Raw genomic sequence first — 12,484 nt, 5'->3', positions numbered from 1 at the left:
CAGATAAAAATATCTGACGCTTTTAAGTTTCAAGAAGAGAATGAATTACATCATTCCTGGCATTCCGCCACCCATTGGCATTCCGCCAGCGCTTTCTTCTTTAATATCAATTAATGCACATTCCGTAGTTAAGATCATTCCAGAAACAGATGCAGCATTTTCTAATGCAACACGAGTTACTTTTTTAGGATCGATAATTCCAGCTTTTAGCATGTCTACGTATTCGTCAGTTTTAGCATTATAACCAAAATCACCAGAACCTTCACCAACTTTTGCTACTACCACAGAACCTTCAAGACCTGCATTTTCAACAATAGTTCTTAATGGAGATTCAACAGCACGAGAAACGATTTGGATTCCAGTTGCTTCGTCAGCATTGTCAGCTTTTAAGTCAGCTAAAGCCAATTTAGCTCTTAATAGCGCTACACCACCTCCAGCAACGATTCCTTCTTCAACAGCAGCACGAGTAGCGTGTAATGCATCATCAACTCTGTCTTTTTTCTCTTTCATTTCAACTTCAGAAGCTGCACCAACGTAAAGAACTGCAACACCTCCGGCTAATTTAGCCAAACGCTCTTGTAATTTTTCTTTATCATAATCAGATGTAGTAGTTTCCATCTGACCTTTAATTTGGTTTACTCTGTTTTTGATAATATCAGCCTCACCAGCACCGCTTACGATAGTTGTATTGTCTTTATCGATAGAAACTCTTTTTGCGTTTCCTAACATTTCGATAGTTGTATTTTCAAGAGTATAACCTCTTTCTTCAGAAATTACAGTTCCACCAGTTAAGATTGCGATATCTTCTAGCATTGCTTTTCTTCTGTCTCCAAAACCTGGAGCTTTTACAGCAGCAATTTTAAGAGCACCTCTTAATTTGTTTACTACTAATGTAGAAAGAGCTTCTCCGTCAACATCTTCAGCAATAATCAATAATGGTTTTCCTGATTGTGCAACTGGCTCTAAAACCGGAAGTAATTCTTTTAAAGAAGAAACTTTTTTGTCGTATAATAAGATGTATGGAGAGTCTAATTCAACTTCCATTTTCTCTGGATTTGTTACAAAGTATGGAGAAAGGTATCCTCTGTCAAACTGCATTCCTTCAACAACATCAACAAAAGTGTCAGTTCCTTTAGCTTCTTCAACAGTAATAACTCCTTCTTTTCCAACTTTAGCGAAAGCAGTAGCGATTAATTCACCAATAACTTCATCATTGTTAGCAGAAATAGAAGCAATTTGTTTGATTTTGTCAGAGTCACTTCCAACAACTTTAGCTTGTTTAGCAAGGTCAGCAACGATAGTTTCTACCGCTTTGTCAATTCCGCGTTTCAAGTCCATTGGATTTGCACCTGCAGCAACGTTTTTCAAACCTTCTTTTACGATAGCCTGAGCTAAAACCGTAGCAGTTGTAGTTCCGTCTCCAGCTAAATCATTGGTTTTAGAAGCAACTTCTTTCACCATTTGAGCTCCCATGTTTTCTAATGGGTCTTTTAATTCGATTTCTTTCGCAACAGAAACACCATCTTTAGTAACCGTTGGTCCACCAAATGATTTACCAATAATTACGTTACGACCTTTTGGTCCAAGAGTTACTTTTACAGCATTTGCTAATGCATCAACACCACGTTTTAAACCGTCACGTGCTTCAATATCAAATTTTATATCTTTTGCCATTTTTATATTGCTTTAGGCAGTAGGCTTTAAGCTTTATGCTTTTCTACTGCTGATTAGTGTTTTATTTTTTGCTTTAGGCTTTATGCAGGCTCTAGGCTTTGTTGGAAAGCTTAAAGCTTATAGCGTATGGCTTACAGCTTAATTAATACTTGCTTTAATTTGTAAATTTTGCTTTTAATATTATTGATTTTTTCTAATTGATTTTCGGCAATTTCATTGTTTAGGTATTGCAAATCTTTAGCTAAAATCAATAGGTATTCTGTTTCATTTGCAGAACCCAAAGCTATATTGAGAAATTGATTAAACTCTTTGTCACTGTTTCTTCCGCATCCTTCACTTATGTTAGTTGGAATTGAGGAGGAAGCCCTTCTAATCTGACTTGTTAATCCGTATAATTCTTCTTTCGGAAATGAAGAAGTCAATTTATAGATTTCTAAAGTTAAAGAATGACTTAGCTGCCAAATGTCGTATTTTTTAAAATCTCTCATTTTTTGTTGGCTTTAAGCTTTATGCAGTAGGCTATACGCTTTTTAGGAAGCTTAAAGCTTATTGCTTACAGCTATTTAAATAATTGCTAAGATGTCGTCTTCGCGCATAATCAAATAATCAGTTCCTTCTAATTTTAATTCAGTTCCTGCATATTTTCCGTAAAGAACAGTATCGCCCACTTTTACAGTCATTGTATGATCTTTAGATCCGTTACCTACTGCAACTACAGTTCCTTTTTGTGGTTTTTCTTTGGCAGTGTCCGGAATAAAGATTCCTGAAGCAGTTTTAGTTTCAGCTGCAACTGGTTCGATAAGTACGCGGTCTGAAAGCGGTTTTATGTTTAAAGCCATGATTTTATAGTATTATAAGTTATACGTTTTTTAATGTTCTATGAACTTTCAGAAATTATGCCATGCTACTAAAACTGACATTTTTTCTTAAAAAAAATGCCAGCTTTGACAGGCTGGCATTTTAATTTATATCAAAATTATTATTTTGCTGCAGGTGTAGCCGGAGCAGGAGTTCCTTGTGCTGGTGCAGCTGGTGTAGTTGCAGCAGGAGCTTCTGTCTTTTCTATAATTTTAGATCCTGTATCGTTTAATGATCCTGTGAAGCTTAAGCTTGAAAGTAAAATTAAAACAATCAAAATAGTTGCTAGTGTCCAAGTACTTTTATCTAGAAAGTCAGTTGTTTTTTGTACACCACCCAACATTTGAGTTCCGCTGATAGTAGAAGATAATCCTCCTCCTTTAGGGTTTTGTACCATAATAACTACGATCAATAGAAAACAAACTATTGTGATTAAAACTAAAAAAATTGAAAATGTGCTCATTACTTAATTATTGTTATTGTTATTTTGTTGTAAAATCTTTATATCCGATATGCGGTCTGCAAAGAAAGTAATTTTTTCTGGATATTTCAAAATTAATATTTCATATGCCTGAATTGCTTTTGTATATTTTTTTTGCTCCAAATATACTCGTGCTAAAGTCTCTGTCATTAAATAGGAACTGTCGTCTTTATTGATGTCAAGCTGAATTGCGGCTGTAATTGCGGTTTGTTTTATCGGAGAAATTTTTGGATTTGTTTCTATAAAACGATCAATTATTTCAGCTTTTTTCTTTTTCTCTTCTTCAATTTCTTCTATTTTTTCGACTTTTTCAACAACTCCAATTGTTTTTTCTGCTTTTTCAATTGGGTTTTCTGTCAAATCTTCGGCTATTGGAGCTTCAATAGTTCTGTCAATAGGTTCATTTCTTGATAATTGCAGCCATTCCTGAAAAGAATGTTTCTCGAACACAGAAAAATCTAAAGGCTTTCCGATCTCTAAATTTTCTTCGGCTGTTTTTACTGTTTCTTCAATTTCTTTAGGATCTTCGATAGCCTCAGTTTCTTCAGAAATTATTGTCGTATCCAGAACTTCAGTTTCCTTCGGTGCTTCAAAAGTTTTTGTTTCCTGAATCTCAATTTCTATCGTTTCTTCAGGAATTTCAGTTTGCTTAACTTCGATTATAGTTTCCGGAATTTTGATTTCTGTTGCTTCTTCCGGAGTTTTAGCTTCTTCAAAAACTACATTTTCTGCTTCCTTAATAGCATTAAATACTGATGCTTCAATTGGATCTATTCTAATGCTTGGAATTTCATCATCTAATCTGTCTTCCAGAAAAGTACGGCTTGGTTCCTTAATTATAGGAGTCTCTTCTTTAACGGGGGTTTCTGTCGCTGGTTCTTCAATTATAGATTCTATTGCTTTTTCCTGGGTAGTTACCGGTTCTTCAAAAGTTACAGTTAGTGTTTCCTGAATAGCATCTAAAGTAGATTTTTCAATAAACTCAATTGGTTTTTCTTCAATTTTAACTGGTTCTTCAAAAGTAACGGTTGTTGCTTCTTTTATAGAATCTAAAATTGACTTTTCAATTGGATCAATTCGTACTTCGATCGGTTTCTTCTTTTCTTCTGCCAGAACAATTTCGCTGTCAAATACAGTAATATTTAAAAGCTCTTTAAGTTTACGTTCATAATATTCTCCTTGTATTGGAGTATAAGATTCTGAGGTAATAAAATCAAATAAAACAGAACGATCTGTTGTATGTGCGGCTGTAACCTTTAAGGCATAATTATACTTAAAGCTGTTTTGATTGTAAAGCCCCTTAAGTCGTAATGCGCGTGCACTCTGAAAATATGGAAATTCATTCAAAACACTGCCTAACGCTTCTGCCTGTGTTTCTGTTACAGTATCAGGGTTGTTTATTAGGTATGTATAATCGGTTACGTTCATTATTTTTTGTTTAATCGTTTTAAATGTTTAATCGTTCATTTGTTAATTGTTTAATCGAGTAAACGGTTTTACGATTAAACGATTCAACAAACAAATTACCATTTAGCTAATGATTCATTGAAAATATCCTGAGTAATTCTCTCAAAAATAGTCTGAATCGCTGTATTTAAAACCGCTCCAGTTGGTAAATCGGTTCCTGGGAAGTCATTATAAAACTCGAAAGTTTTTTCAAAATTGTCAGTATCTTTTTTTCTATTTGAGAATCTTACATTCACTCTAATTGATAGACGGTTTTGTGCTGCTCCTGCTTCACCATTTGCTCCTACAGCAGTTGCAGTCATTGGAGTAATTCTGTAATCTACAATTTCACCTTCATAAACTAAGTCTCCACTATTGCTAACTAAATTTAAATTCGTCTGATTTTGAATTAAATCCTGTAAAGCCAATGTAAAAGTTCTGTCAATACCCGGTTCAATCAAATCGGCATTGTTCTGAAAAAAGTTAACCTGAAATGTTTTGGCATCAATTTTCCCAGTTCCTGTAAAGTTGTAATAACCACAACCGCTTAAAAGGAAAAGAGACATTAATGCAAGTAAAGAATATATTTTTTTCATAATGTGTGTTGGGAAACTACAATTGTTTTAAAATTCCAAATCTGGTCAAATATAATCATTGGAATCTGGAATTTAAAAATTGTAATTTAATTATTTTTATAAATCAAATTGTTTAATTTTTCTATATAAAGTTCTTTCAGAGATACCTAGTTCATCTGCAGCAGCTTTACGTTTTCCTTTGTTTTTTTCTAATGATTTTTTGATCATTTCGATTTCTTTCTGTTCCAGACGTAAAATCTCTTCTTCCTCGATTGTTTCGGCAAACAAATAATTGTCGTCTTGTATCTGGTAATTGTCTTCACGATTTGTTGGAGTCATTACAGCAGTTCTTGGTTCTTCTTCAAAATCAATTTCGCTGTCATTTTCCTGAGAACCGTATATTTTCTGAATTAAATTTGGATTGATATCCTGCACTTTTGAAGAACCATTTTTCATTAATTCTAAAGTCAGTTTTTTCAAATCATTCAAATCGCTTCTCATATCAAAAAGCACCTTATATAGTATGTCTCTTTCGGTACTAAAATCGCTTTCTTTTTTATTGTCGTTAATTACAGAAGGTAAATTGCTTCCTTCGGCAGGTAAATACGATTGAAGTATTGGTAGTGTAATATCACGATTGGTTTCTAAAACAGAGATTTGCTCCGCCACATTTCGAAGCTGACGAATGTTACCGCTCCATCGGAATTTCTGTAAAAGCTGTACCGCTTCATCATCCAGTCTTAAAGGCGGCATTTTATATTTATGAGCAAAATCGGCTACAAATTTTCTAAATAGTAAATGAATGTCTTCATTTCGCTCACGCAAAGGCGGTAATGTAATTTCTACTGTTGTTAAACGATAGTACAAATCTTCACGGAATTTTCCTTTCTCGATGGCATTAAATAAATTCACATTGGTTGCAGCAACAATTCTCACGTTGGTTTTCTGAACCTGAGAGGAACCAACTTTTATGAATTCACCGTTTTCAAGAACACGAAGTAATCTAACCTGAGTTGTTAAGGGAAGTTCTCCAACTTCGTCAAGGAAAATAGTTCCGCCGTCTGCCACTTCAAAATAACCTTCACGAGTGCTTGTAGCGCCTGTAAAAGCCCCTTTTTCGTGTCCGAAAAGCTCACTGTCAATTGTACCCTCCGGAATCGCTCCGCAGTTTACAGCAATATATTTACCATGCTTTCTGTGTGAAAGGGAATGTATAATTCTAGGAATATTTTCTTTACCAACACCACTTTCTCCAGTTACCATAACCGAAATATCAGTTGGAGCAACCTGAATGGCTTTTTCGATAGCACGATTTAATTTCGGATCATTACCAATAATCTCAAATCGTTGTTTTATTGCTTGAACTGTTTCCATGTGTGTTTTGTTTCAGGTTTTTGTTTGTTTCAGGTTTTACTGTGACCTTAAACTAATTGGCTTGTATTTTTTTTGCCACGAATTTCTCGAATTTCACTAATTTTTGAAATAATGGTCAATGAATTACTCTTTTGTGTTGTAATGTCTTTTTATTAAAATTAGCGATAATTCCTAAATCACCATCTGCTAATCTTAAATAATTTATTGTTTGTGCGATATGTTCATCAGCTATTTCTTTAGAAGCTTTAACTTCTAAAATGATTTCGTCATAAACTACAAAATCGGCAAAGAATTTATGTGCTAGAACAATGTCTTTGTATTGAATATCATATTTTTTCTCACGTTCATATGGAATATTATGTTTTCTAAATTCATATTCTAATGCATCTTTATAGACAATTTCCAAAAGACCGCCGCCTAATATTCTATGAACTTCCATGCAAATTCCAACTATTCTGTAATATTCTTCTTTTCTGTATAATTCCATAATTTTGTTATTTAAACAAATCTACAGAAATAAAGAAAGAAAATTCGTGCTAATTAGTGGAATTCGTTGCAAAAGAAAAAAACTAATTCATGCTACTCAATCCCACAGCTTCGCCCTTAAGGGTTCCACTCGTGCAGCTTGTGATTTTTACGTTTACGAAATCTCCAATTTTATAATTCTCTTTCGGGAAAACAACCGTAATACTTTGTGAATTTCTTCCTGAGAATTCTTCTTTTGATTTTTTAGAAACTTTTTCTACTAAAACTTCCACTGTTTTTCCAACAAATTCCTCACTTCTAAACCAAGCGTGTTTTTGTTGTAAGTCGACAATTTCCTGTAATCTTCTTGCTTTTGTTTCTTCTTCAACATTATCTTCCATTTTTCTTCCGGCAAGAGTTCCAGGACGTTCAGAATACGAATACATATAACCAAAATTATATTTTACATATTCCATCAAACTCATTGTGTCTTGGTGATCTTGTTCAGTTTCTGTTGGGAAACCTGCAATCATATCTTGCGAAATCGAAGCATCCGGAACAATTGCTCTGATTTTATCAATCAAAGCCATATATTCTTCACGAGAATGCAGACGATTCATTTCTTTCAAAATTCGGTTACTTCCAGACTGAACTGGCAAGTGAATGTGCTTGCAGATATTCGGATATTTCGCAATTACATGCAAAATACTTTCGTGCATATCCTGCGGATTAGAAGTCGAAAATCGAATACGCATTTTAGGGAAACCAACAGCAACCATTTCAAGTAATTGATCAAAATCAACTGCAGTTGCTTTTTGCATTTCAGAAGCGTTTACGAAATCTTTTTTCAAACCGCCTCCGTACCAAAGATAACTGTCAACGTTTTGACCTAAAAGAGTAATTTCCTTGAAACCTTTATTCCATAAATCCTGAATTTCAGTCATAATACTTTGAGGTTCACGGCTTCTTTCACGTCCGCGTGTAAAAGGCACAACACAGAAAGTACACATATTATCGCATCCACGAGTAATTGAAACCAAAGCTGTAATTCCGTTGCTCATCAAACGAACAGGCGAAATATCTCCGTACGTTTCCTCTTTCGATAAAATTACATTGATGGCGTCGCGTCCTTCCTCAACTTCAGCTAATAAATTTGGAAGATCTTTATAAGCATCAGGACCAACAACAAGGTCGACTATTTTTTCTTCTTCCAAAAACTGACTTTTTAAACGCTCGGCCATACAGCCCAAAACGCCTACTTTCATTTTCGGATTAATTCGTTTTACTGCATTGTATTTTTCCAGACGTTTACGAATCGTTTGTTCCGCTTTGTCTCTAATCGAACATGTATTTACCAAAACCAAATCAGCTTCTTCTAAAACCGAAGTGGTATTATATCCTCCGTCAGATAAAATGGAAGCTACGACTTCACTGTCCGAGAAATTCATCGCACAGCCGTAACTTTCTATAAAAAGTTTTTTAGTATTCTCAGGTTTATTTTCTAAAACAAGACTCTCGCCTTGTTTGCTTTCTTCAATAATCTTTTCCATTGTAAAATTTCAAAGTGCAAAGATAGGGTAATTGTGCTAAATATGACAAGATGGCAGAAAAGAATTTTAGATTTGTAATTTTGGATTTTACATTGAAAAACAAGGAGGTTTTCTCTTAAAATATTTAAGGTGTAGGATTTAAATTCCCAATTTGTGTTTTAAAATAGGAGATCTAAAATCGGAATTAAAAAGCGATTTCTCGGTCATAATACTTTAAAAGTTACACCTATATATATAATAGGTGAGAATACAGATAAATCTGCAATTTTGAGAAACATAATATTAAAATAACTCAAAAATTGATTCATAAGGTTAATATTTAAAAAAAATAAATACTTTTGTTGCAGAAAAATAGAGCAATGGCAAAGAATTTAGTAATAGTGGAGTCACCTGCAAAGGCGAAAACGATCGAGAAATTTCTTGGAAACGATTTTCAGGTGGAGTCAAGTTATGGTCACATAGCCGACTTACCATCAAAGGAAATAGGAGTAGATGTAGAGAATGGTTTTAAACCTAAATATGAAGTTTCTCCGGATAAAAAAGCCTTGGTAAGTAAACTGAAAACACTATCTAAGAATGCCGAAATGGTTTGGTTAGCAAGCGATGAGGACCGCGAGGGAGAGGCTATTTCATGGCACTTGGCGGAAGAATTAAAACTGGATACGAAAAAAACCAAAAGAATTGTTTTTCACGAGATTACAAAATCTGCGATTCTTAAAGCAATTGAGAACCCAAGAGAGATTGATTATAATTTAGTAAATGCACAACAAGCGCGTCGTGTTTTAGACCGTTTAGTAGGTTATGAATTATCTCCGGTTTTATGGAGAAAAATTAAAGGCGGACTTTCTGCCGGACGTGTACAATCTGTTTCTGTACGTTTAATTGTAGAAAGAGAACGCGAAATTCAAAACTTTAATGCAGTTGCAACTTATTCTATCGTTGCTGAATTTGTAAACGAAGCTGGAAAAGCTTTTAAAGCAAAACTGCCAAAAAACTTCAATACTAAAAAAGAAGCCGAAGATTTTTTAAATAAAAACATTGGATCTAAATATAAGGTAGCAGATTTAGAAACTAAACCTACTAAAAAATCTCCAGCAGCACCTTTTACAACTTCTACGCTTCAACAAGAAGCTGCAAGAAAATTGTATTTGCCGGTTGGAATCACAATGCAATTAGCACAGCGTTTATACGAAGCGGGACTTATTACTTATATGAGAACTGACTCGGTAAATCTTTCAAAAGATGCGATGAATGCTGCCGAAGCAGAAATCATAAAATCGTACGGAAAAGAATTTTCTAAACCGAGAACTTTTGCAACTAAAAGTAAAGGAGCGCAAGAAGCTCACGAGGCAATTCGTCCTACAGATATGTCACGTCATACTGTAAATATTGATCGTGATCAAGCTCGTTTGTATGATTTGATCTGGAAAAGAACTTTGGCTTCGCAAATGAGTGATGCACAATTAGAAAGAACAAACGTAAAGATTGAAGCAGATAATCATAATGAGCTTTTTACAGCTTCAGGAGAAGTTTTGCTTTTTGAAGGTTTCTTAAAGGTTTATTTGGAAGGGCATGATGATGATGAGGAAGAGCAAGAAGGAATGCTTCCGGCATTAAAAGTGAACGAAAAGCTGGCTAATAACTATATTACAGCCACAGAACGATATTCAAGACCACCGGCACGTTACACCGAGGCATCTTTGGTTAAGAAACTAGAAGAACTTGGAATCGGACGTCCGTCAACTTATGCTCCAACTATTTCAACGATCATCAATAGAAATTATGTTGAGAAAGGAACTTTAGAAGGTCAGGAGCGTAATTATACACAACTTACTTTGCAAAATAGTAAAGTAGGAGAAAAAGTCTTAAAAGAAAATACAGGTTCTGATAAAGGAAAGTTAGTTCCAACAGATATCGGAACAATTGTTACTGATTTCTTAGTTAAGAATTTCGGAAACATTTTAGATTATAATTTTACTGCAAAAGTAGAGCAGGATTTTGACGAAATTGCCGAAGGAAATATTGACTGGGCAAAAATGATGCAGGAATTCTATAATAAATTCCATCCAAATGTAAAAGAAGTAGAGGCAAACGCTGAACGTGAAAGTGGGGAAAGAATTTTAGGAAAAGATGCTGACGGAAGACAAGTTTCTGTTCGTTTAGGAAAATTTGGACCAATGGCTCAAATTGGAGAAGCAGATGATGAAGATAAAAAGTTTGCCAGTTTAATGGCAGATCAGAATATTGGAAATATTACACTGGGAGAAGCTTTAAACTTGTTTTTGTTACCTAAAAATTTAGGTGAATATAAAGGAGAAGAAGTAGAAGTGAGTAACGGTCGTTATGGGCCTTATGTGCGTCACGGAAGTGTATTTATTTCTTTACCTCGAGGAGAAGATCCTCTTGGAGTTTCAAAAGAAAGAGCTCAGGAATTGATTGACGAAAAAGCACTTGCCGATGCGCCAATTGCAGTTTACAAAGGAGAACCTGTTCAAAAAGGTGTTGGGCGTTTTGGTCCTTTTATTAAATGGAATGGTCTTTTTGTGAATGTGAGCAAAAAATACAATTTTGATAATTTATCGCAAGCTGATGTTGAGGAGTTAATAGAAGATAAATTACAGAAAAACATTGATAAAGTTCTTCATAACTGGGAAGAAGAAGGAATTTTAGTTGAAAAAGCCCGTTGGGGACGCTCAGTGATTACTAAGGGTAAAATCAAAATTGAATTGAGTAAAGATGTTGATGCAACAAAATTGACATTGGCAGAAGTTCAGGAGATGATCGCTAAAAAAACACCAGCAAAAAAGACTCCTGCGAAAAAAACAACAACAGCAAAGAAAGCTCCTGCGAAAAAACCAGCAGCTAAAAAGAAATAATTTAAGTACTATAAATGGAATTTGATTTTCTAGAACCAGTTAACGAAGGGATTGTAAAATTTATCAGTTCGTTGTCTTCGCAAGAATTGGGTAGTAAAATAGTTTTGCATACTCAGGAGCAATTTCCGGATATAAGTAAAATAAATATTGCTATTATTGGTGTTCTGGAAGATAGAAGAAACATTAATATGGTAAATGAAGTTAATCTTACGGCTGTTCGTAAGAAGCTTTATGGTATGTTTCCTGGTAATTGGGATGCTTCAATTGCTGACCTTGGCGATATTTTAGCGGGTGACTCTGTAGAAGATACTTATTTTGCAGTAAAGAAAGTTGTTTCTTCTTTAATTAAAAATAAAGTCATTCCTATAGTCGTGGGAGGTTCCCAGGATTTGACCTATGCTTTATATCGTGCTTATGATGATTTGGAGCAAATGGTAAATATGGTTTCGGTTGATAATCGCTTTGATTTTGGTAAAGAAAACGAAACTATTTCTGCAAACTCTTATCTGACAAATATTATTATCGACGAACCAAACAATCTGTTTAACTACTGTAATATTGGGTATCAAACCTATTATAACTCTCAGGAAGAGATTGATTTGATTGAGAAATTATTCTTTGACGCTTATCGTTTAGGGGAGATTTCAAACAAGATAACTTTGGCAGAGCCTGTTTTTAGAGATGCTGATTTGGTTTCTATTGATTTGAACTCTGTAAAGTCTTCGGCTTCAGCAAATATGATTTCTTTTGAGCCGAATGGATTTAATGGAAAAGAGATTTGTTCTCTAGCCAGATATGCTGGTATTAGTGATAAAGTATCGTCTTTTGGGATTTTTAATCACAATAGCACTATGCCGGAGGCCGTTATTATGGCTCAGATTATATGGTATTTTATAGAAGGATATCATTATCGTTCAAAAGAGTATCCTTTTGGTAGCAGAATTAATTACTTAAAATATATTGTTCTGATAGAAGATGAAGAACTTATTTTTTATAAAAGTGATAAAACAGACCGTTGGTGGATTGAAATTCCCTTTGAATCAAGTGGTCACAATAAATTGAAAAGAAACACGTTATTACCGTGTTCTTACGATGAATATTTGAGCGCATGCAATCAGGAATTGCCAGAAAGATGGTGGAAAGCACAGCGAAAAAATGCTTTATAAAGCATTTTTTTAATGAAAA

The 12,484-nt window shown here is 34.4% G+C and carries 11 protein-coding genes; 2 read left to right on the top strand and 9 right to left on the bottom strand.

Translation table 11 applies throughout. From position 1 onward, the window contains the following. Positions 1-45 precede the first annotated feature (45 nt). From groL to miaB, 9 genes are all read right to left on the bottom strand, one after another. Entirely contained in the window at positions 46-1,674 is a 1,629-nt protein-coding gene (gene groL / locus KHA98_RS00745; RefSeq protein WP_213254374.1) for a chaperonin GroEL, read from the bottom strand. A 131-nt stretch (positions 1,675-1,805) separates the two neighbouring features. Further along, on the bottom strand, positions 1,806-2,162 hold the full coding sequence (locus KHA98_RS00740; protein WP_213254372.1) for a four helix bundle protein: 357 nt from the start codon (positions 2,160-2,162) through the stop codon (positions 1,806-1,808). Positions 2,163-2,237: 75 nt separating this feature from the next. Further along, entirely contained in the window at positions 2,238-2,513 is a 276-nt protein-coding gene (locus tag KHA98_RS00735; protein WP_012023920.1) for a co-chaperone GroES, read from the bottom strand. A 140-nt stretch (positions 2,514-2,653) separates the two neighbouring features. Next, positions 2,654-2,995 carry a preprotein translocase subunit SecG gene (secG, locus tag KHA98_RS00730; protein ID WP_213254370.1) on the bottom strand — a complete coding sequence of 114 codons (342 nt, stop codon included), beginning with the start codon at positions 2,993-2,995 and terminating at the stop codon, positions 2,654-2,656. A 3-nt stretch (positions 2,996-2,998) separates the two neighbouring features. Continuing rightward, positions 2,999-4,441 (bottom strand): tetratricopeptide repeat protein, encoded by a 1,443-nt coding sequence (locus KHA98_RS00725; RefSeq protein ID WP_213254368.1) that lies wholly within the window; start codon positions 4,439-4,441, stop codon positions 2,999-3,001. 95 nt (positions 4,442-4,536) lie between these two features. Next, a complete protein-coding gene (locus KHA98_RS00720; RefSeq protein ID WP_213254366.1) occupies positions 4,537-5,055 on the bottom strand; it encodes an LptE family protein in 519 nt (172 codons plus the stop codon). Between the two features lie 96 nt (positions 5,056-5,151). Beyond that, positions 5,152-6,408: a sigma-54 interaction domain-containing protein gene (locus KHA98_RS00715; RefSeq protein ID WP_213254365.1), complete on the bottom strand. Its 1,257-nt coding sequence runs from the start codon at positions 6,406-6,408 to the stop codon at positions 5,152-5,154. Between the two features lie 115 nt (positions 6,409-6,523). Further along, the gene (locus tag KHA98_RS00710) at positions 6,524-6,895 is read right to left on the bottom strand and encodes a GxxExxY protein (RefSeq protein ID WP_213254363.1); all 372 of its coding nucleotides are present in this window, start codon (positions 6,893-6,895) and stop codon (positions 6,524-6,526) included. An 82-nt stretch (positions 6,896-6,977) separates the two neighbouring features. Continuing rightward, the gene (gene miaB / locus KHA98_RS00705; protein WP_213254361.1) at positions 6,978-8,423 is read right to left on the bottom strand and encodes a tRNA (N6-isopentenyl adenosine(37)-C2)-methylthiotransferase MiaB; all 1,446 of its coding nucleotides are present in this window, start codon (positions 8,421-8,423) and stop codon (positions 6,978-6,980) included. Positions 8,424-8,782: 359 nt separating this feature from the next. Here miaB and topA point away from each other — a divergent pair, with 359 nt between their 5' ends. Both topA and KHA98_RS00695 read left to right on the top strand, forming a co-directional pair. Beyond that, on the top strand, positions 8,783-11,299 hold the full coding sequence (topA, locus tag KHA98_RS00700) for a type I DNA topoisomerase (RefSeq protein ID WP_213254359.1): 2,517 nt from the start codon (positions 8,783-8,785) through the stop codon (positions 11,297-11,299). A gap of 14 nt (positions 11,300-11,313) precedes the next feature. After that, positions 11,314-12,465, top strand: coding sequence for a formimidoylglutamase (locus KHA98_RS00695; RefSeq protein WP_213254357.1), 1,152 nt, complete (start codon positions 11,314-11,316; stop codon positions 12,463-12,465). Positions 12,466-12,484 lie beyond the last annotated feature (19 nt).

Origin of the sequence: Flavobacterium branchiicola (genome assembly GCF_018383905.1) — a bacterium.
Lineage (GTDB): Bacteria > Bacteroidota > Bacteroidia > Flavobacteriales > Flavobacteriaceae > Flavobacterium > Flavobacterium branchiicola.
Note: the sequence above shows the minus strand (reverse complement) of the source record. Positions and strands in the feature narration are given on the sequence as shown.